The 20,774-nt window shown below is 70.7% G+C and carries 18 protein-coding genes; 4 read left to right on the top strand and 14 right to left on the bottom strand.

Annotation, left to right across the window (positions count from 1 at the left end; translation table 11 throughout):
* Positions 1–17: 17 nt before the first annotated feature.
* A complete protein-coding gene (locus ACQPZ4_RS24330) occupies positions 18–1,010 on the bottom strand; it encodes an ABC transporter substrate-binding protein (protein ID WP_433065454.1) in 993 nt (330 codons plus the stop codon).
* 306 nt (positions 1,011–1,316) lie between these two features.
* Between ACQPZ4_RS24330 and ACQPZ4_RS24325 the strand changes: the two genes are divergently transcribed.
* A complete protein-coding gene (locus ACQPZ4_RS24325; protein ID WP_433066626.1) occupies positions 1,317–2,303 on the top strand; it encodes a LacI family DNA-binding transcriptional regulator in 987 nt (328 codons plus the stop codon).
* A 277-nt stretch (positions 2,304–2,580) separates the two neighbouring features.
* On the opposite strand, the gene ACQPZ4_RS24320 is transcribed toward ACQPZ4_RS24325, so the two are convergent.
* From ACQPZ4_RS24320 to ACQPZ4_RS24265, 12 genes are all read right to left on the bottom strand, one after another.
* Complete coding sequence (locus ACQPZ4_RS24320) at positions 2,581–3,582, bottom strand: LacI family DNA-binding transcriptional regulator (RefSeq protein ID WP_433066623.1); 1,002 nt, start codon at positions 3,580–3,582, stop codon at positions 2,581–2,583.
* 185 nt (positions 3,583–3,767) lie between these two features.
* Positions 3,768–4,625 (bottom strand): arginase family protein, encoded by an 858-nt coding sequence (locus ACQPZ4_RS24315; RefSeq protein ID WP_433065452.1) that lies wholly within the window; start codon positions 4,623–4,625, stop codon positions 3,768–3,770.
* Positions 4,618–5,211 (bottom strand): HIT family protein, encoded by a 594-nt coding sequence (locus tag ACQPZ4_RS24310; RefSeq protein ID WP_433065449.1) that lies wholly within the window; start codon positions 5,209–5,211, stop codon positions 4,618–4,620. Before ACQPZ4_RS24310 ends, ACQPZ4_RS24315 begins: the two co-directional genes overlap by 8 nt.
* A 7-nt stretch (positions 5,212–5,218) precedes the next feature.
* Entirely contained in the window at positions 5,219–6,229 is a 1,011-nt protein-coding gene (locus tag ACQPZ4_RS24305; RefSeq protein WP_433065446.1) for a formylglycine-generating enzyme family protein, read from the bottom strand.
* A complete protein-coding gene (locus ACQPZ4_RS24300; RefSeq protein WP_433065444.1) occupies positions 6,226–7,608 on the bottom strand; it encodes a sulfatase family protein in 1,383 nt (460 codons plus the stop codon). Before ACQPZ4_RS24300 ends, ACQPZ4_RS24305 begins: the two co-directional genes overlap by 4 nt.
* A gap of 19 nt (positions 7,609–7,627) precedes the next feature.
* Positions 7,628–9,115, bottom strand: a complete 1,488-nt coding sequence (locus tag ACQPZ4_RS24295) for a sulfatase-like hydrolase/transferase (RefSeq protein ID WP_433065441.1) — start codon at positions 9,113–9,115, stop codon at positions 7,628–7,630.
* A complete protein-coding gene (locus ACQPZ4_RS24290) occupies positions 9,112–10,101 on the bottom strand; it encodes an aliphatic sulfonate ABC transporter substrate-binding protein (protein ID WP_433065439.1) in 990 nt (329 codons plus the stop codon). The genes ACQPZ4_RS24295 and ACQPZ4_RS24290 overlap by 4 nt, the downstream gene beginning before the upstream one ends.
* Positions 10,098–10,871, bottom strand: a complete 774-nt coding sequence (locus ACQPZ4_RS24285; RefSeq protein WP_433065436.1) for an ABC transporter ATP-binding protein — start codon at positions 10,869–10,871, stop codon at positions 10,098–10,100. Before ACQPZ4_RS24285 ends, ACQPZ4_RS24290 begins: the two co-directional genes overlap by 4 nt.
* A gap of 66 nt (positions 10,872–10,937) precedes the next feature.
* Positions 10,938–11,714 carry an ABC transporter permease gene (locus tag ACQPZ4_RS24280; RefSeq protein ID WP_433065433.1) on the bottom strand — a complete coding sequence of 259 codons (777 nt, stop codon included), beginning with the start codon at positions 11,712–11,714 and terminating at the stop codon, positions 10,938–10,940.
* Between the two features lie 459 nt (positions 11,715–12,173).
* Positions 12,174–13,319: an ROK family transcriptional regulator gene (locus ACQPZ4_RS24275; protein WP_433065430.1), complete on the bottom strand. Its 1,146-nt coding sequence runs from the start codon at positions 13,317–13,319 to the stop codon at positions 12,174–12,176.
* Between the two features lie 157 nt (positions 13,320–13,476).
* A complete protein-coding gene (locus tag ACQPZ4_RS24270; protein WP_433065427.1) occupies positions 13,477–14,640 on the bottom strand; it encodes an LCP family protein in 1,164 nt (387 codons plus the stop codon).
* A gap of 580 nt (positions 14,641–15,220) precedes the next feature.
* The gene (locus ACQPZ4_RS24265; RefSeq protein ID WP_433065425.1) at positions 15,221–16,210 is read right to left on the bottom strand and encodes an ArsR family transcriptional regulator; all 990 of its coding nucleotides are present in this window, start codon (positions 16,208–16,210) and stop codon (positions 15,221–15,223) included.
* Positions 16,211–16,729: 519 nt separating this feature from the next.
* Between ACQPZ4_RS24265 and ACQPZ4_RS24260 the strand changes: the two genes are divergently transcribed.
* The 3 genes from ACQPZ4_RS24260 (at position 16,730) to ACQPZ4_RS24250 (ending at position 18,840) form a co-directional block, all read left to right on the top strand.
* On the top strand, positions 16,730–17,929 hold the full coding sequence (locus ACQPZ4_RS24260; RefSeq protein ID WP_433065422.1) for an MFS transporter: 1,200 nt from the start codon (positions 16,730–16,732) through the stop codon (positions 17,927–17,929).
* Positions 17,930–18,064 (top strand): hypothetical protein, encoded by a 135-nt coding sequence (locus ACQPZ4_RS24255; RefSeq protein ID WP_433065420.1) that lies wholly within the window; start codon positions 17,930–17,932, stop codon positions 18,062–18,064.
* A 143-nt stretch (positions 18,065–18,207) separates the two neighbouring features.
* Positions 18,208–18,840 (top strand): FhaA domain-containing protein, encoded by a 633-nt coding sequence (locus ACQPZ4_RS24250; RefSeq protein ID WP_433066620.1) that lies wholly within the window; start codon positions 18,208–18,210, stop codon positions 18,838–18,840.
* A gap of 194 nt (positions 18,841–19,034) precedes the next feature.
* Here ACQPZ4_RS24250 and ACQPZ4_RS24245 read toward each other — a convergent pair whose 3' ends face one another.
* Positions 19,035–20,324 carry a M20/M25/M40 family metallo-hydrolase gene (locus ACQPZ4_RS24245; protein WP_433065418.1) on the bottom strand — a complete coding sequence of 430 codons (1,290 nt, stop codon included), beginning with the start codon at positions 20,322–20,324 and terminating at the stop codon, positions 19,035–19,037.
* Between the last annotated feature and the right edge of the window lie 450 nt (positions 20,325–20,774).

The following is a 20,774-nucleotide window of genomic DNA, read 5'->3' as shown; positions in this document are numbered from 1 at the left end:
TCTTCAGGCCTGCCCGATCAGTACTTGCGGTCCGGCAGCGCGGCCTTGGCCTGCTCCTGCGTGAAGGTGGTCTCCACGGTGAGGATGCGGGGCTCGACCGTCTCGCCCTTGACGACCTTCTTGGCCAGGTCCATGAGCTGAGGGCCGAGCAGCGGGCTGCACTCGACGATGTAGTTGATCTTGCCGACCGACAGCGCGGTCATGCCGTCCTTGACCGCGTCGACCGTGATGATCTTGATGTCGACGCCCGGCTTCTTGCCGGCCGCCTCGATCGCCTCGATCGCACCCAGGCCCATGTCGTCGTTGTGCGCGTAGAGCACGTCGATCTTCGGGTTGGCCTTCAGGAAGGCCTCCATGACCTCCTTGCCCTTGGCCCGGGTGAAGTCACCGGTCTGCGACGCGATGATCTTCAGGTTCGGGCTGGCCTTGATCGCGTCGGCGAAGCCCGACTTGCGGTCGTTGGCCGGGGCGGAGCCGGTGGTGCCCTGCAGCTCGACGATGTTCACCGGGTCGGTCTTGCCCGCGTACTCCTTGACCAGCCAGTCGCCGGCCTTCTTGCCCTCGACCACGAAGTCGGAGCCGAGGAACGTCTTGTACAGCGTGGTGTCCTTGGAGTCCACCGCGCGGTCGGTCAGGATGACCGGGATCTTCGCGTCCTTGGCCTCCTTGAGCACGGTGTCCCAGCCCGACTCCACGACCGGCGAGAAGGCGATGACGTCCACCTTCTGCGCGATGTAGTTGCGGATGGCCTTGATCTGGTTCTCCTGCTTCTGCTGCGCGTCGGAGAACTTCAGGTCGATGCCGGCGGCCGCGGCGGCGTCCTGGATCGACTTCGTGTTCGCGGTGCGCCATCCGCTCTCGGCGCCGACCTGCGCGAAGCCCATGGTGATCTTGCCGTCGTCCTTGGCGGCCCCGGGAGCGGAGTCGCCCTCCTTCTCCCCACCGCACGCGCCGAGCGCGCCGAGCAGGAGCACGCCGCCGAGCACGGCAGCGGACCATCTCTTCAGCACTGCGTCTGTCCCTTCGGAGATAGCGTTAACGTTCACATCTACAAGCCGATGGCCACACGCCTGGGGTGTGAGGCGGTGACCTGATCCCGCGTGCGGCCCCAATGCATTGGCCGTCGCGGTTGTATTTCAGGAGTGTTAGCGTTCTCATCCCGGGCGTCAAGTAGCGGCGGCCGAGATGTTGCCGGAAGGAGACACTCCGTGGCTGCAGCAGTCATCGGGCCGGACCGCGGACGGCCGGGTCCCGTCGCGCATGCTGGCACCGGCCCTGACCTGGACGCCGTCGACCCACGGCTGCGCAAGGTCGGCATGCGCGACGTGGCCCGGCTGGCCGGCGTCTCGCACCAGACCGTGTCGCGGGTCCTCAACGACCTGCCGAACGTGAGCGCGTCCACGCGGGAGCGGGTGCTGGACGCGGTGCGGGTGCTCAACTACCGCCGCAACCTCGCCGCCCGCACCCTGGTCACGTCCCGCTCCCGGACCATCGGGCTGATCGGCTTCGAGACCACCCTGGCCGGCCCGGCCTCCATGATCTACGGCATCGAGAAGGCGGCCCGCGAGGCCGGGTACTACGTCAGCATCGCCACCGTGCGCTCCCTGGAGCGCCACGCGGTCCTCGACGCCGTCGAGCAGCTGTGCGCGCAGGCCGTGGAGGGCATCATCGCCATCGCCCCGAAGAACTCCGTCGCCGACGCGCTGACCCAGGTCCCGGCCGGGACCCCGGCCGTCGGGGTGGGCGGCGCCGACGACGGGTACGTGCCGATGCTGCGCGTCGACAACGTCCGCGGCGCCTGCCTGGCCACCCGCCACCTGCTCGAACTCGGCCACGGGACGGTGCACCACGTCCCCGGCCCGGCGGACTGGCCGGAGGCCCGCGACCGCATCGACGGCTGGCGGCAGACCCTGCACGCGGCCGGCGCGCCGGTGCCGCCGATCGAGCCGGGCGACTGGAGCGCGCGGTCGGGGTACCTGCGCGGCCAGCACCTGGCGGCCGACACCCGGGTCACGGCGGTGTTCTGCGGCAACGACCACATCGCGCTCGGCGTGCTGCGCGCGTTCCACGAGGCCGGGCGACCGGTCCCCGCGCGGGTCAGCGTGGTCGGCTTCGACGACACCCCCGAGTCGGGGTTCTTCCTGCCGCCGCTCACCACGATCCACCAGGACTTCGCGGAGCTCGGGCGGCGCAGCGTGGAGCTGCTCGTGGCCGGGCTGACCGGGGAGCCGGCGCCGGACCACGGCCCCGTGCACCTTTCACCGCACCTGGTCGTGCGCGCCTCCGCGAACGCGGCGCCTTAGCTTTTTCAGGAGCTGGGCGGGGCGGTGCCGGCCCGGACGTGCGCGCCGTTCGCGAACGCGGCGCCCCGGTCGTTCAGGAGCTGGGCGGGGCGGTGCCGGCCCGGACGTGCGCGCCGTTCGCGAACGCGGCGCCCCGGTCGTTCAGGAGCTCGGCGGGGCGGTGCCGGCCCGGACGTGCGCGCCGTTCGCGAACGCGGCGCCCCGGTCGTTCAGGAGCTCGGCGGGGCGGTGCCGGCCCGGACGTGCGCGCCGTTCGCGAACGCGGCGCCCCGGTCGTTCAGGCGCTGGGCGGGGCGGTGCTGGCCCGGACGATCAGGGTCGGGGCCACGCGCGGGTCCGGGGACGGGCGGTCCGGGCCCTCGCGCAGGTCGGCCTCGATCACGCGCAACAGCGCGGCGATGCACCGCCGGCCGACCTCGTCGAAGTCCTGCCGGATCGTGGTCAGCGGCGGCGACAGGAACTCGGCCTCGGGGATGTCGTCGAAGCCCACGATGCTGATGTCGTCCGGGACCCGGATCCCGCGCTCGTGGAAGGCCCGCATCATGCCCAGCGCCATCTGGTCGTTGCCGGCGAACACCGCCGTCACGTCGTCCCGCCCGGCGAGTTCCAGGCCCGCGTTGTACCCCGAGCGCGCACTCCAGTCGCCCGTCATGAGCGGCGGCGCGGCCAGCCCCGCCTCCTCCAGCGTCGTGCGCCAGCCCTCGATGCGCCCGTGCGTCTCCAGCCAGTCCCGCGGGCCCGACAGGTGCCAGACCTTGCGGTGCCCGAGCTCCAGCAGGTGCCGCACCGCCATCCGGGCCCCGGTCACCTGGTCCACGGAGATCGCCGGGATCTCCCCGCCCACGTCGGACTCGACGGCGACCGCGGCCATCCCGAGCGGCATGTTGTGCAGCGCCGCGGCGGCCGCGGTCTGCGGCGCGATCACCACGACCCCGGCGACCGACTGGTCGGCGAGCGCGCTGAGCGCCGACACCATCCCGGTGTGGTCGACCCGCTCGAGGGTCACGATGCTGACCCCGTAGCCGGCCGCGCGGGCGGCGTGCTCGATGCCCAGCAGTGTGGAGGCCGGCCCGTAGAGGATCGTGTCGAAGGAGACCACGCCGACCACCCGCGACCGCCGCCCGGCCAGGCCGCGGGCCATCGCGTTGGGGCGGTAGTTGAGCTGCCGGACGGCCTCGAGGACCCGTTCCCGGGTGGCCGGGCTGACACTGGGGTGGTCGTTGAGGACGCGCGACACCGTCTGATGCGAGACGCCCGCGAGCCGCGCGACATCATTCATCACGGCGGCCCGATTGTGGCTGGTTGCCCTCATGTCACCCCCGATGATGATGTTAGCGCTGCCACGATATGCCAGCCCGCCAGGCCTGGCGTGGTGCCGGTCACGGGTCTGCCCGTTCGGTGGATGCGACCTTCGGGCCTTTGCCGGGCAGCAACGAGCTGGTACCGCTCCCACCCCGCGAAATGTCACACCAGGGCCTCCGCGAGGCAGCCGACGATGGACGGCGCGTGGGCCAGTTCCGGGTCGAGGTCGGGGTCGTAGACGGCGACGTCGAGCCCGGCCACCCGGCCGGTCCGCCACAGGGCGCCGAGCAGCTCGGTCAGCTGGGCGAACGTGAGGCCGGGCGAGCCGGGGGTGTCGACGGCGGGCAGCACGGCCCCGTCGAGGACGTCGAGGTCGACGTGGACCCAGATCGGCGGCGGTTCGAGGTGGCGCGCGGCCCGCTCGGCGGCGGCCGCCATCCCGCCGGCGAGCAGCTCGGCGATGCCGACGACGAGCGGCTCGATCGGGCGGCCGGTGCGGTCGCCGAGCTGCACCGCGTCGCGGTCGGCGACCAGCGGGCCGGGCCAGTCGGTGAGCAGCAGCTCGCCGCGGCCGGTGGCCAGGGCCAGGTCCATGCCGACCGCGTTGCCGAGCTCGGTGAAATCGGCGTTCCCGGGGTGCTTGAAGTCGGTGTGCCCGTCGATGTGCACCAATCCGGTCGTACCGCGCCGGCGCGCCCCGGCCAGCCCGCCCAGCAGCACCGAGCAGTCGCCGCCGAGCACCAGCGGCACCCGGGCCGCCCCCAGCGCCGCCTCGACGGCGGCCGCGAGGAGCAGCGCGTGTTCACGGATCGTGAGGCCGTTGCGGATGCGGGTGCCCGGCTGCGGCTCGGGGTCGTAGGGCGGCCGGGGCAGCTCCGTCACCACGGCCGCCCCGAGCCGCGCGGCCAGGCCGGCCTCCAGCAGTACCGACGGGGCCCGCCACGTGCCGGGTTCGACGCCACCGCGCCCCGGGCGCAGGCCGATGCACCACGGGGCGGCGATCAGCTCGAGCTCAGGCATGCGCCGTTCCGCCGCCGGCGGCCATGGTCTCCGCGACCGCGTGCAGGACGGCGCGCCAGGTGTCCTCGGGCTGGCGGGGCAGGATGTCGTCCCACAGCACCAGGCAGGAGCCGCGCAGCTGCATCAGGCCCTCCGGGCGGGCCACGAACCACCAGTGCATGTGGCTGGCGCCGTCGCCGACCTTCGTGATGTGGACGCGGGCGATGCCGCCGAGGGCGTGGATGGCCTTCTCGACGCGCTGCTGCAGCGGGACCAGTTCGGCGGCCAGGTCGGGCGGGAGGTCGGCGAAGTCGTGGTGGGCGCGCGGCCAGAGCAGCAGGACGGCCGGGACGGCGGTCGGGCCGCCGGCGTGGCGCAGGACCCAGCGCTCGTCGGACCAGATCGCGCCGCGTTCCGGGTCGGCACAGGTGCGGCAGGTGTCCGGGCCCTCCTCGCCGTCTCGTGGGGGCTCGGGCAGTACCGGAGGCTCCAGGGTCTTGATCCTCAGGTCGCCTTCGAAGGGGAAGATCTCCCAGCCGGGGATGCCGCTGCCGTCGAACGGGACGGGCTCGGCGCCGATGGGCAGGTGGGCGAGGAAGCGGTCCATCCGGGCATCATGCCACCGTGCGGAAGCCGGCGTTGCCCATCGAGGAGTCGGGGGTGTTCGAGGAGCGGGCGCTGTTGCGGTACCGGTTGCAGTAGGAGTCGTGGCACAGGTAGGACCCGCCGCGGAGCACCCGGCCCGGTCCGCTGCCGGGGCCGGTCGGATTGTCCACTGGGGACCGCGCGTACCAGCCGGGGTCGAACCAGTCGGCGCACCACTCCCACACGTTGCCGACCGGCTGCCACAGGCCGTAGGCGTTCGGGGCGTAGGTGCGCACCGGGGCGGTGGCGGCGTACCCGTCCTCCCTGGTGTTCACCGCCGGGAACGTGCCCTGCCAGATGTTGCACCGGCCCGCGTCGAGGTCGTCGCCCCACGGGTAGCGGCGGCCGGGCAGTCCCCCGCGGGCGGCGCACTCCCACTCGGCCTCGGTGGGCAGGCGGCGGCCGGTCCACGCGCAGTAGGCGCGGGCGTCGTTCCAGGAGACGTGGACGACGGGGTGGTCCTCGGCACCGTCCACGGTGGACCGCGGGCCGAACGGGTGGGCCCAGTCGGCGCCGCGGACGCCGAGCCACCACGGGGTCTGGGGCGGGCGGCCGAGCACGTCGGCGTCGTCGGCGGCGAGGAAGAGGTGGAAGACGGCGGAGTACCCGAACGTCTCGGCCTCGGTCCGGTAGCCGGTCGCCGCCACGAAACGCGTGAAGTCGGCCACGGTCACGGCCGTGGCGTCGATGCTGAACGCGTCGAGGCGGACCTCGTGCACCGGCGTCTCGCCGTCGGGCCGTGCGCCGTCGCCGTGCGCGTCGCCCATGGCAAAAGTCTGCGCCGGTACCGTGACCTGCTCGATCAGGTGCGTCCCGTTGTTCGGGCCGATCGTCGCCCGCGACTCCCGGGCCGGCTCGGCCGGCTGGCAGCAGGACTCGCCCGCCCGCGACTCCCGGGCCGGTCCGGCCGGCTGACAGCAGGACTCGCCCGCCCGCGACTCGCGGGCCGGCTCCGGCGGCTGGCGGCAGGGCTCGCTCATGTGCCCGCCGGCCTGGGCTGGGACGGGTGCGGGGTGTCGCCGAGGCGGGCCTGCTCGCGCCACATCGCCGCCTGCAGTTCCTCGCGCACGGGGTGATACGCGGGGTCGTGGTACACGTTGCGCGTCTCGGCGGGGTCGGCGACCAGGTCGTACAACTCCCACTCCGGCGGATAGGTGAACGGTCCCGTACCGGGGAGCCCGAGGCCGTCGTTGTAGAAGTAGATGAGCTTGTGCGTGGCGGTGCGGTAGCCGTAGTGCGCCGGCGCCTTGTGGAAGACGTCGTCGTGCTCCCAGTAACGGTAGTAGACGCCGGTGGACGGCGGCTCCTGTTGCGTGCCGAGCAGGTCCGGCCAGAAGCTGCGGCCCTGCATCCGCGGGTGGTGGCCGACGCCCGCCGCGTCGAGGATGGTCTGCGCCCAGTCCACATTGGTCACGATGTCGCCGAACACCCGGCCGGCGGCCAGCCTGCGCGGGTAGGACAGCACGAGCGGCATCCGCAGCGACTCCTCGTACATGAACCGCTTGTCGAACCAGCCGTGCTCCCCCAGGAAGAACCCCTGGTCGGAGGCGTACATGAGCAGCGTGTCCTCGAACCGCCCGCGCTCGCGCAGCCAGTCGACGACCCGGCCGACGTTGTCGTCCACCGAGGCGACGCAGGCGAGGTAGTCCTCCATGAACCGCTGGTACTTCCACAGCGCCTCGTCCTCATAGGACAGTCCGGGCGGCGGGTCGGCCTTGAGGTCCTCGCGGCTCAGGTGCTCGGCGATGCGCATCGCCGCCCGCCGCGCCGACGACGAGCGGGTGGCGTAGTCGTCGAAGAACGTACCCGGAACGGCCTTTCTACTGGTATCGACGGCCCCGGGCGGCTCCCAGGGACGGTGCGGGGCCTTGTGGTAGATCAGCACGCAAATGGGGCCGTCGTCCACCGTGGACATCCAGTCCAGGGCCAGGTCCGTGACGATGTCCGTGGCATAGCCCTCGACGGTGCGCAGGCCGTCCTCGGAGAGCAACCGCGGATTGTGGTACTCCCCCTGCTCGATGAACACGTCCCAGTAGTCGAAGTCCTGGGGGTCGTGCCCGGGCCCGTCGCCCATGTGCCACTTGCCCACCATGGCCGTGCGGTAGCCCGCCGCCCGCAGCAGCGACACGAACGTCGGCTGGCTCGCGTCGATCGGCGTGACCAGCGTCGTGACGCCGTTGACGTGACTGTACGTCCCCGTCAGGATCGACGCCCGGCTCGGCGAGCACAGGGCGTTGGTGGCGAAGCAGTGCTCGAACCGCCAGCCGAGCCGGGCGATCTCGTCGATGCGCGGGGTGGTGTTGACGACCGAGCCGTACGCGCCGATCGCGTGCGCGGCGTGGTCGTCGGTCAGGATCATCACGATATCCGGTGACGGTTCACGCATTGCCGGCATACGTCGACTCGTCCAGGCCGCTCAGCGTCGGGTCGTGGTCGAGCTCGCCGACGTCGTACATCGAGGCCATCCAGTGGTGGAAGTTGTCCCCCCGGTCGCGCAGCAGCGTGTACAGCCGGCGCAGCAGCGCGCTCTTGACCCCCGCCATCTCGGGCAGGCTGTAGAGGTTCAGCAGCTCGTCGGGGTCGATCGTGAAGTCGTAGAGCTCGTTGGTCGAGTCCGGATTCACCACCAGCTTGTACCGCTCGGTGCGCAACATCCGCTGCGGGTACGGGAAGTGGTGGCCGTGGAACTCCGCCACGACGTCCGGCTGCCAGTCCGGGGACTCCCCTTGCACCAGCGGCAGCAGCGAGCGGGAGTCGACCGGCTCGTCGGCCGCAATCCCGGCCAGCTGCATGATGGTCGCGGTGCAGTCGGTCAGCGACACGAACTCGTCGCGGACCTGCCCCGCCGGCGCGCCCGGCACCCGGATCAGGCCCGGCGTGCGGTAGATGTCCTCGTACATCGCCGGGCCCTTGTCGTGCAGCCGGTGCGCGCCGGTGAACTCGCCGTGGTCGCAGGTGAAGAAGACCGAGGTGTCGTCGGTCAGCCCCAGTTCCTGCAGCGCGCCGAGGACCCGGCCGAGCTGCTCGTCGATGAGCGTGACATATCCCCAGTAGACCGCGATGAGCTTGCGCGTCACCTCGATCGGCATGGTGTCGAACGTCCAATGTGCACTGTAGTTGCGCTGCACCGGCGGCTTGCCCTGGAACGTCTCGGCGATCGAGCGCGGAAGCTCCACGGTGGACGGATCCACCAGGTCGAAGTAGGCGTCCGGCACGATGTAGGGCAGGTGGGGGCCGAAGAAGTGCAGGGCGAGGAAGAAGGGGGCGCCTTCGTCGCGGTACCGATGCAGCATCTCGATCGTTCTGGTGGCGAGGTAGTGCTCGAACGTCGCCTCGACCGGCTGGTGCAGCCGCGCCGCGAGCAGGTTCCCGGGCTGGCCGTTGGGCAGGGTGCCGCGGATGCGGTCGCTGATCTCGTAGGGCGGCAGGCCCCGCTCCGCGAGATAGGCCAGGTAGTCGGGGTGGTCCACCGGGTTGTGCCAGCCGGGCAGGTGCACGCCGTCCAGGCCGTAGTCGGCGGGGGTCTTCGCCGTGCCCGCATGCCACTTTCCGACGAGCCCGCAGTTGTACCCCCGGTCGCGCAACGCCCGCGGGAACGTCCACGTGCCGTCGGGGAGGTCCTCGGAGTACCCGACGTTGCGCTCCTGGTTCGCCAGCAGCTTGTGCCGGAACGGGGCCTGCCCGGTGAGCAGGCTCGCGCGGGCCGGGGTGCAGATGGCGGTCGGGGTGTACCAGCGGTCGAAACGGGTCCCGGTGCGGGCGAGCTCGTCCAGCACCGGGGTCCGCGCGAGCGGGTTGCCGTAGGCGCCGAGCGTGTCCACCCGGTGCTGGTCGGTCATCAGGAACAGGATGTTGCGGGGACTCACTTCGCGGCCGTCCACTGGTCGCCCAGGTAGTACGCCTTCGAGTCCACCTTTTCCTTCAGTTTTCCGGCGCTGACGAAGAAGTCGCCCATCGCATCCAGCCACTTGCCGACGGAGCCGTCGGTGGTCTGCTGGTCGAGCTCCTGGGTCGTCATCGCCTTGCTGAGCTGGGCGTCGGCCTTCACCGCGTCGACCGGCTGCTTGGTCAGCTCGGCAACCGCGGCGATGACCTCGTCCTGGTGGGCGGCGCGGTAATCGGTTGCCTCCCGCAGCACCTGGGTGACCTTCTTGACCACGTCGGCCCTGTCGCTGACCGCCTTGTTCCCGGCGATGTAGGCGTTCGGGAACTGCACCTTGTCCTTGAACGTGTCGTCGTCGGCCAGCTCGACGAGGTTCGGGACGGACTTCTTGATGGTGGCGATCGCCGGGTACCAGAAGCCGGCGCCGTCGATCTGCTTGGCCGAGAACGCCGAGGCGAGGGTGGCCGCGTCCATCGGGGTGCGCTGGATGTCCTTGTTCGTCATGCCGGCCGCCTGCAGGGCGAGGGTCAGGATCATGTCCCCGGACGTGCCCTCGGGCACGCCGACCTTCTTGCCCCGCAGCTGCTCGATCGAGGTGATGCCGGGCTGGGCGATGACCCGGTCGGCGCCGCCGAGGGTGTTGATCGCGATGATCTTCGCCTGGCCGGAGGCGGGGAGCCAGAACGCGCCGGGGCCGATGTAGCCGAAGTCGAGGTCGCCGGTCTGCATCGCCTGGATCTGCACCGGGCCGGTGGTGAACACCTTCAGCGTGGCCTCGAGGCCGTGCTTCTCCCAGAGCTTGAGCTTGTTGGCGATCGCGGGGAGGCTGCTGCCGTTGTAGTCGCCGATGTAGCCGAACGTGATTTTGGCTGTGCTGCCGCCGGTCTCGTTCTTGTCGTCCCCACAGCCGGCGAGCGTGGCGACGGCGGTGCCGGCGAGGAGGCCTATGAATGCGCGACGGGACGTCATGAGGGGGTTCCTTCCTGGTGGTGGACCGCGCTCCAGACGCGGTTGCGCAGGGCGGCGAACTCCGGGCCGAGCCGGACGTCCTCGGTGCGCGGGTACGGCAGGGCGACGTCGACGATCTCGACGATGCGGCCGGGGTTGGCCGCCATGACCACGACGCGGTTGGCGAGGAAGACGGCCTCGTCGACGTCGTGGGTGACGAACATGACGGTGCGCTTGTCGCGGCTCCAGGTCTGCAGGAGCTGCTCCTGCAGGCGGACGCGGGTGAGCGAGTCGAGGGCGCCGAACGGTTCGTCCATGAGCAGGATCTGCGGGTCCACGGCGTACGCGCGGGCGATCGCGCAGCGCTGCTTCATGCCGCCGGACAGCGTCTTGGGCAGCGCGTCGGCGAATTGGCTGAGGCCTACGAGCTCGATGAAGTGCTCGGCCTTCTTCCGGCGTTCCTGCTTCGGGACGCCGGCGGTGCGCAGGCCGAACTCGACGTTCTTGCGGACGGTGAGCCAGGGGAACAGGGCGAACTGCTGGAAGATCACGCCCCGGTCCGGTCCCGGGCCCTGCACCGGTTTTCCGCCGACTTTCGCTTCGCCGGTGGTGGGGTGCTCCAGGCCGGCGACGATGTTGAGCAGAGTGCTCTTGCCGCAGCCGGACGGGCCGACGATGGCTACGAACTCGCTCTCGGCAACCTCCAGATCGACGTTTCCTAATGCGGTGAACGTGGTTTCCTTGAGCGGAAACACCTTTCCGACTTCGCGGATCGAGATGGCGCTGCTCATCGGCGCTCCTGGTTTTTCAGGCTGACGCTGCTCATCGGCGCTCCTGGTTTTTCGGGCTGACGCTGCTCATCGGCGCTCCTGCCAGGACGTTGCGCGGCGTTCGACCAGCAGGAGCACGCGGTCCATGAGGAGGCCGAGCACGCCGATGCAGATCAGGGCGGCGAAGATCGTGGGCCGGTCGACGTAGATCTGGGCGTTCTGCATCCGGTAGCCGAGGCCCTCCTGCGCGGCGACCAGCTCGGCGGCGACGAGGGTGCCCCAGGCCGAGCCGAGGCCGACCCGCATGCCCACGAGGATGTACGGCATCGACGCCGGCACCACGACCCGCGCGAAGATCGTCCGGGTCGGCGCGCCGAGCACCCGGGCCGCGTTGATGAGCGTCTTGTCCACGTCGACGACGCCCTGGAACGTGGCGATGACGCAGGACAGGAACGCGGCCACGTAGATGACGAAGATCTTCGGTTCCTCGCCGATGCCGAGCAGCACCACGACGAGCGGGATCAACGCCAGCGGCGGTACGGTGCGGAAGAACTGCACCCACGGCTCGAACACCGCCCGCGCGGTGGCGTACCAGCCCATGAGGAAGCCGACCGGGATCGCCACGGCGCAGCCGAGCGCGAAGCCGATGAGGACGCGCTGGAGGCTGGCGAGGATGTCGGCCTCGAGGGTGCCGTCGGCGAACAGCTCCCCCATCCGCTTGGCCACCTCGACGGGGGTGGGGACGTTCTCGGCCGTCGCGGACCACAACCACCACACGCCGAGGCCGGCCAGTGCGGACGCTATGTTCAGCGCGAGCAGGCGGCCGCGCCTTCTGGTGCGCGGCAGCGCTTGTACTGCGCTCATCTGACTCCTTGCGGGGGGGTGTCGGTTTCCGCGACGTTGCCGCGGCTTTCCTTGGCTTTCTTGGCTTTCCTTGGCTGGTGCGCGCTTTCCTTGGCTTTCCTTTTGGCTTTCCTTCTGGCTTTCCTTGGGCTTTCCGCGGCTTGCCGGTGTTGTTGCCGAAGCTTTCCCTGTCGTTGCCGCGTTTCCCGGGTTCGTTGCCGCGACTTTCCGTCTCGTTGCCGCGGCGCTCGGCGGTTGTTGCCGCGGTTTCCGTCTCGTTGCCGCGGCGGTCCAGGCACTTGCCGCGGCTTCCATCTCCTTGCCGCGGCACTTGGGGCTTGTTGCCGCGACTTTCCGTCTCGTTGCCGCGGCGCTCAGCGGTTGTTGCCGCGGTTTCCGTCTCGTTGCCGCGGCGCTCCAGGCTCTTGCCGCGGTTTTCCGTCTTGTTGCCGCGGCTCCCCTGGCCTGCGCCGCGGCCGTTCAGCGGGCGGGTTCGGGGTAGCCGTCCAGTAACGGCGATTGGCGGAACAGGGCGGCGATGGCGCCCAGCGCCCCGTCGTCGTCGCCCAGGCGGGCGGCTCGGATGGCGGGCCGGGCGCCGCCGACGGGACAGAGCTCGCCGGCGAGGATCTCCTCGACCCGGCGCACGAACGCGGGCGCACTGCGGGGCAGCCCCCCGCCGATCACGATCTGGGCGGGATCGAGCACGACGGCGGCGCTGGCCACGACCCGCCCGACGGCGGCCGCGACCTCGTCGATGACCTGCACCGCGACCGGCTCGCCGCGACTTAGAGCGGACTCGAATTCGTCGATCGTGGCGGTGGGGAGGCCGCGGGTGGTGCAGCTGCGGAGTACCGCCGGGATGGAAGCCACCGTTTCGAGGCAGCCGCGCTTGCCGCAGCGGCACGGCTCCCCGCCGGGCTGGGCGGTGACGTGCCCGAACTCGCCGGCCAGGCCGCTCGCCCCGGCGACGAGCCGCCCGCCGACGACGAGACCGCCGCCGATGCCGTCCGAGAGTCTTATGTAGAGCACGTCGTGCACGTCCGGCCCGTCGGTCATCGCCTCGGCCAGCCCGGCGAAGCGCGTGTTGTTGTCCACGACGACCGGCGCCGCGAACCGCTCCCCGAACGGCTGCGCGAGCTCCGGCGCGGCGGCCCGCGGACCGGCCACCCCGACGCCGACGCCCTGCAGGGCCCGGAAACTCACGCCGGTACGCGCGCCGACCCGGTCGATCAGCGCGAACGCGGCCGCCACCCGCTCCTCCCAGCCGGTCTCGGCCGGATAGGCGGCGTGCCCGGACGCGATGATGTCGTGCGCGGCGTCGGCCACGGCGATGCGGACCCGGGTGTGCCCGAGGTCGACGCCGAGGAACTGCCCGGAGCTGGGATCGAGGGTCAGCAGCTCCGCCGGGCGGCCGCTGCCGGCCCGCTTGGCGGCGTCGGTATCGACGACCACCACCGCGCCGCGGGACAGCAGGTCACCGGTGATCTCCGACAGCGTGGTCCGGGACAGCCCGACCTTGGTCGCGATCTGGCCGCGGCTCAGGGCGCCGTGCTCACGCAGGACGCGCAGGACGCGCGCCTCGTGCGTGCGCCTGACCAGCGCGTGGACTCCCTGAATGGACACGTTGACACGGTAGGCATCGGCGAATTTTTCCGTCAACACTCCGACAGAATTATTCTCTGCTAATGAGATAGGTAATACATGATTTAGGGTCCCGGACGCAAACGTGCCGCGACCCTTGTGGGCCGCGGCACGCTGCGGTTGCGCTTGGGAGGTCCTGCTACTTGGTCGAGGGCGACGTCGCCGGCGTGGCGGCGTCGTTGGCCACCATCTCCGGATGGGCGGCGACGAACGGCCCGACCGTGTCCGTGCTGTACGCCTTGAGCAGGTCGACCGCCGTCTGGTCGAGCACCTCGAACGACTGCCCGTTGATGATCTCGGTCTTGAACTGCCCGTTGTTCGTGCGCAGGGTCATCATGCCGTCGGGGTTGACGCCCTTGAGCGTGAAGATCCAGTCGGCGAGCGACACGTCGTTGTTGTAGAACGACACCGCCTTGCCCACCGAGTTGAGCATCTCGTTGACCTTGATCGGGTTGGCCAGCACGCCCGCGCTCATCGCCTTCTTGGCCATGGCCTTGATGAACTGCTGCTGGTGGCGCTGCCGGCCGTAGTCACCGTCGTTGTTGGCGAGCTTGTCGCGCTGACGCACGTAGTCCAGCGCCTCCCACGCGGCGAAGTCGCGGCACCCGACCTCGTAGACCATCGGGCGCATGCCCGGCTTGAGGCTGGTCGGGATGCCGTCCGCGTTGAAGTTGTACGGCACGCCCTCCGCCCCCGTCTTCGTGTTCCACCCCGTGTGGATCGACGTGGTCTTCTCGTCGACGCACATGTACACGCCGTCCAGGGCCTTCACCAGCCCGGCGAACCCGTCGAAGTTCACGATCGCGGCGCCGTTGAACTTGAGCCCGCCGCCCGCCAGACCACTCACGGTCTCCGCCAGCAGCGCGAGCCCGCCGTCGCGCCCGCCCCCGTTCTGGTACCCGAACTGGAACGCAGCATTGATCTTGTCAGTCCCGCCGTTGTACTTCGTCTTCTTGCTCGGCGGGATCGCGGCCTTCGTGTCCCGGGGAATCGACATGAGGTACACGGCGTCGTGCGACGCCGGCACGTGCGCGACAATGATCGAGTCGGCCCGCGCCCCCATCTCCTCCTTCTGGGCACGCTCGTCAATACCGACGAGGAGCAGGTTGATCGGCCCGTCGATGGTCGCGCCCGAGGCCGCCGCGTCGCCGAGGCCGCCCTCGTGGGTGATCTGGTCGCTGTAGTGGTTCAGCAACAGGTTGCCACCGACGAGCGAGCCCCCGCTGAGCAGCAGCAGGAAGGCCCCTCCGATCAGGGACAACCGCGCCCACAACGGGTCTTTCTTCCCACGCTTCTTCGCCATACCACTCCCCGGCACCAACAGACCCTCGGCGGGCCACAATATCCCCCCGAAGTGTGCGTCCGCGTTTCGTACCTGAAGACGGATGCAGGACAGCGGATGGTTGCAGATTCAGGCTCTTCTCAGAATTTCTGGCAGATCCGCCCTTTCCTTGCCGCTTGCGGTCGCCCTGTCACCGTGTGTCCGATTTCCGCACCCTCCCGCGGGTCCGATTTCCGCGCCTCGCCTCGGCGCCGCAGCTTCACCCACCGTGCTCACATCCCGGGCGTGATCCACGCAACACACAGCGACGCCCGCGACTCGCCGCATCCCGCGTCTCGCCGTCGTCGTGCACCGCGGCTTGCCGGTTGTGCACCGACGGCTCGCTCGTTGCGCACCCGCGCGGCTCGCTCGTTGCGCACCCGCGCGGCTCGCTCGTTGCGCACCCGCGCGGCTCGCTCGTTGCGCACCCGCGCGGCTCGCTCGTTGCGCACCCGCGCGGCTCGCTCGTTGCGCATCTGCGCGGCTCGTTGGTTGTGCACCCGCGGCTTGCTGTTCGCGTGCGCTCGGAGTTGCGGCGGGTGGCCGCCTTCTGTGCGCTTGGTCAGGAGTCGCCGTCGAGGAGCGCGAGTCCGAGGTCGGTGCACAGGTAGTACACGGCGCGGCCTTGGCGGTTGCGATCGACCAGCCGGGCGTCATGCAGCAGGCCGAGCTGCTGGCTGACCGCGCCGAGCGACAGCCCGGTGCGGTGCGCGAGATCGGAGGTCGTCCCCGGCGCCCGCAGCAGCTCGAGCAGCTGCGCCCGCGCCGGCCCGAGCACGGCCCCGAGCGGATTGCGCCCGGCGGTTCCCGTCCGCCGCCCCTCCCACAGCGTCCCGACGGCTCGCGCGGGATAGACGGCCCCGGGCGCGGAGTCGTTGGAGCACGAGACCAGCGGCGCCTTGTCCGCGAACACCGACGGCATGAGCGGAAAGCCACGCCCGCTTACGGACAGTGACTGCGCCCATCGATCGGCGATCACGAGGCGGTCCCCCTCCCACCGCGCCGCCGGGTGAAGCGTGTCGAACAGCAGCCGGGCGCCGCCGCCGGCCAGCTGCCGCGCCCGGTACGCGATGTCCGCCTCCAGCAACGCCCGCATCCGCGCCCAGTGCGGCGCGATCGCCGCGTCGTGCCAGGCCTGCACCGCCTCGACGAGCCGCGGCAGCATGACGTCGGGCTCGTCGGCCACCCGCTGCGCCAATGGGTCAAGCGGCCGTGACGCAGCGGTGACGAGCACGTCCCGCCGTACCTCCTCCCCCGGCGTGGCCCGCACAGTGGCGAGCTCGTCACCGATTGCCACCAACGGCGACCCGGGCGGCGGCGTCAGAAAGTCGGGAAGCCAGGACTGCGGCCGGGCAAACGCCGTCAGCAACCGCACATGCCCAGCCAACTCCTTCCGCCGCGCGAGGGGCTGCGCTCCCTTGATCCACGGCAGGTGCAGCGCATGCCGGCCCGGCAGCGCGAGCGCCCACAGACTGGCCACGGTCTCCCACAGCGGCGAGACGCAGAAGCGAATCTCCGCCACGTCGGCGACCTCGAACCGCACCTCCGACATCGCGCTCCTTCCCGCCCTTCGCGCACAGCCCGTTGCCGACCTCGTGGGACCGCGGCCATCCCGCGACCCTGTCTCCGAGCTCGCGGGACCGTCGCCGGCCCCGCGACAACGCCTCCGACCTCACGGGACCGTCGCCACCCTGCGACCCTGCCTCCGACCTCACGGGACCGTCGCCAGCCCCGCGACAACGCCTCCGACCTCGCGGGACCGTCGCCGATCCGCGCACCTGTCTCTGACCTCACGGGGACCGTCGTCACCCTGCGACCGTGCCTGCGACCTGACGGGACCGTCGCCGATCCGCGCGCCTGTTTCTGACCTCTCGGGACCGTGACCATCCGCGGACCTGTCTTCGAACTTTGCGGGTCGTTGCTCCCGCGAGTCCGGCGTCGGTCTGTCCACATGCGACGTTTTGGCGGAGTCTAAAACTTTCGCGTCGCCGGCGCATCAGCCGGTGAACTGTCATCCATGAATCTCCTGCCACCTCGGGGAGTGGCCCGGTCACTGTGCGTACAGTCACTCGTGTGGGCCGCGGGCACCGGCGTGTTCGCTACGGGCAGTGCCGTCTTCTTCCTCAACGTCACCGGGCTCACGCCGGTCCAGGTCGGTATCGGGCTGTCCGTTGCCGGAGCACTGGCTCTGGTGCTCGCCGTGCCGCTGGGCCGGATCGCGGATCGGATCGGGGGGCGGCGCGCCTGGGTGGTCGGGGTGCTGGCGGAGGCCGGCGTCCTGGCGCTGTACCCGTTGATCCATGGGTTCGTCGCGTTCCTCGCCCTGGTGCCACTGGTCGCACTCGCGGAGGCGGTGGCCGGCTCCGGTCGCAGCGTCTACCAGGCCGAGGTTCTGCCGCGTGAGGACCGGATTCGGAGCCTGGCGTTCGTGCGCTCGGCGACGAACATCGGCTTCTTCGCCGGTGGCGGGTTGGCGGCGATCCCGCTGGCGGTGGGGACGCACTGGGCGTACCGGAGCATGGTTTTGGGTTGCGTCTTCGGGTTGCTCGTCAATGCGCTGCTGATCGCGCGGATGCCCGAGCCGCCGGAGTCGGTGCGGGTTGCGCGGGCGGAATCCCCGGTGCACCGGGGTGCCGTGTGGCGCGATCGGCCGTTCCTCGCGTTGGTTGCGCTGTGTAGCCTCCTCAGTGGGTACTCGTCACTGACGACCGATGTGATTCCGCTCTGGCTGGCGGCGCGGACTGATGCACCGAACGTAGTGCTGGCTGTACTCTTCGCGGTCAACACCGTGATGTGCGTGGCTCTGCAGGTGCCGGCCAGCCGCGGCGCCGACACTCCGGCGGGGATCACGCGGCTGCTGCGCCGTAGCGGGCTGGTGGTCGCGGTGGCATGCCTGCCACTCTCCGTGTCTGGCGCGACTACGGGTTGGGTCACCGTCGCGCTGCTGCTGGTCGGCGCCGCGCTGGTAACGGTGGGTGAGCTGTGGCAGTCGGCCGGGTACTGGGGCGTGACCACCGAGCTGCCGCCGCCGGCGGCGCGGGGCGAGTACGTCGGGGCGGCCCGCATGTCGTTCGGGCTGCAGGGGATGTTGGGGCCGGCGTCGCTGACGTTTCTGGCCATGCACGGTGACGGTGCGGGCTGGGCGATCGTGGCGGCGCTGTTCGTGATCGGGGCCGTGCTGACCGGGCCGGTGATGCGGCAGGTCGTGGCGACCCAGCCGGGTCGCCTGGCGCAGCACACCGCCGAAACGCCGAGGACGTCCGTGGCCTAGATGACCCTGCGCCCGTTCGGATTCGACCTCGCCAAGGTCTGGCGCACCCACGTCGAACGCTACGAGCGGGCCGCCGGCGTTCCGTCCGCGAGGTTGGGAGCGGACGGTTCGCAGCACGGCGGTGTCGATCTGTAGTGGCGCTGGTCACGGACGGTTGCGGCGGGGCGTCGCGGTCACGACTGCGGGGGTACAACCGTCGTGATACACAGTCTGTGCCGGATCAGTTGGAGGGGGACGAGTTGGGCGCGCTGCAGCGGTTCGAGAAGCGGCTGGAAGGCATGGTGGAGGGCACCTTCGCCAAGGTCTTCAAGGGCGTCGTGCACCCCGTCGAGATCCTCAACGCGATGCAGGGCGAGGCGAACGCCAACCAGACGCAGATGACGGGCGGGCGGATTCTGGTGCCCAACCGGTACCTGATCGCGCTCGCGCCGGCCGACCACTCCCGCCTCGCCCCGTTCGCGGCGGCGCTGGCGCAGGAGCTGGCGCAGTCGCAGGCGGAGTACGTCGGCGAACAGGGCTGGGCCGTCTACGGCGACATCGTGGTCGAAATCACGCGCGGTGACGACCTGGACACCGGACTGTTCCGGGTGTCGGCTCAGGTGTACACGGGCGGGCAGGTTGCACCCGGTGAGGGCAGCGGCGTACGCCTGGTGACCGAGGACGGGCAGAACTACCCGCTCACGCAGGGCGCCGTGATCATCGGCCGCGGGGAGCAGGCCTCGTTGCGCCTCGCCGATGTGGGGGCCTCGCGGCAGCACGCCCGGGTCGACTATGACGGGCATCGCGCGGTGCTCACCGACCTCGGTTCCGCGAACGGGTCGATGGTCAACGGGCGGCGGGTCGACACGGTGATTCTGGCGCCGGGCGACGAGATCGTCATCGGGACGACCCGGCTGTCGTTCCGGATCTGAAGAATCGCTGACATCACGCCGGCTCCGCGGGTTTTCTGCCGCCGGGCCGGCGTTGTCGCGTTCGGGCCGCGGCTTCGGCGTCCCAGTCGACTGCGATGGCTTGAGCGTCCCGAGCGCGTGACGCGCCGGCCTTCGGCGTCCTCGGCCGTCTGGCGCGCTTCGGCATTCTTGGGCGTGTGGCGGGCCCGGGCGGTTCAGCAGGTGCGAAGGAGGCGGTCGAGGACGCGTTCGCCGAATTCCAGGCCGTCGAGGGGTACGCGCTCGTCGATGCCGTGGAAGAGGGCGGTGAAGTCGAGGTCCTTCGGCAGGCGGAGTGGGGCGAAGCCGAAGTGGCGGATTCCGAGGCGCTGGAAGGACTTTGCGTCGGTGCCGGCCGAGAGCATGTAGGGCAGGAGGCGGGCGCCCGGGTCCTCGGACTCGATGGCGGTGGCCATGGCGTCGACCAGGTGGCCGTCGAAGGTCGTGGCGACCGGGGGCAGCAGGTCCCAGTCGAGCTCGACGTCGGGGCCGAGGACCTCGGCCAGTTCGCGCTCGAAGGCTCGCTCGCGGCCCGGCAGCATGCGGCCGTCGACGGTGGCTTCGGCTACGGACGGTACGACATTGGCTTTGTATCCGGCTTTGAGCATTGTCGTGTTGGCCGTGTCACGCAGCGTGGCGCCGATCATGCGGGAGAGTGAGCCGAGGCGGGCGACCGTCTGTTCCGGGTCGTCGGGGTCGAACGGGATGCCGGTCAGGTCGCTGACGCCGGCCAGGAACTCGCGCGTCGCCGGGTGCAGGACCAGCGGGAACTGGTGCTCCTCGAGGCGGGTCAACGCCTTGGTGAGCTTGGCGACCGGGTTGTCGGTGTGCAGCATCGAGCCGTGGCCGGGGGTGCCGCGAACCTTCAGGCGCAGCCACATGACGCCCTTCTCGGCCGTCTCGACGAGGTAGGCGCGCACGTCGTCACGCACGGTGTACGAGAAGCCGCCGACCTCGCTGATCGCCTCGGTCACGCCGTCGAACAGGTCCCGGTGCTGGTCGACCAGGAAGCCCGCGCCCTGCCGGCCGCCTGCCTCCTCGTCGGCGACGAAGGCGAACACGATGTCACGTGGCGGTACCACATTGTCACGCTTGAAACGACGGGCGACCGACAGCGCCATCGCCACCATGTGTTTCATGTCGATCGCGCCGCGTCCCCAGAGGTATCCGTCGCGGATCTCGCCGGCGAACGGGGGGACCGACCACTCGGAGGCGTCGGCGGGCACGACGTCGAGATGGCCGTGGATGAGCAGGGCGCCGCGGGTCGGGTCGGCGCCGGGCAGGCGGACGACGACGTTGCCGCGTTTGGGGGCGGATTCGAGGTACACCGGCTGGAAACCGGCGTCGGCGAGCCTTTCGGCCACGAACTCCGCCGCGGCGCGCTCGTCGCCGGTGGCACCGTCGTCGCTGGTGTTCGTGGTGTCGTACCGGATCAGGGCCTGCGCCAGTTCGACGACCTCGCTCATGATCGTCAGCCTATCGAGGATCTGTGAATGGGCCGTTACCTGGCATCGTGCGATTCACAGTCACCTGACAGGTCTGTGGGATTGCGGTGCCAGTTATCGCGTGCACGGTCGTCTGGACAGGACCGACCTCTCCGCAGGAGTGCGCCCGATGAGCTCGCCCCACGACGACCCGACCGCGCCGCAGCCGGTTGCCGGCCCGCCCGCGCCTTCATCGAATCCGGCCGCGGCTCAGCCGGTGGTACCGCAATCGCCGGCCTCGGAGTGGGCGGCCCCGCAAGCGTCGGCGCCGGCGGCGTCAGCGTCGGACCCGGCGTCGGGGTCAGCTTCGGACCCGGCGTCGGGGTCGGCGTCGGACCCGGCGTCTGTCTTGGGGGATTCGCAGCCGCCGATTTCGCAACCGTCGGCGTCGCAACACACCGCGCCACAGCCGGTCGTCGGGGCGTCAGAGTC

The organism is Dactylosporangium sp. CS-033363 (genome assembly GCF_050942475.1).
In the GTDB taxonomy this organism is placed as follows: domain Bacteria; phylum Actinomycetota; class Actinomycetes; order Mycobacteriales; family Micromonosporaceae; genus Dactylosporangium.
This window is presented reverse-complemented; position numbering and strand designations above follow the sequence as displayed.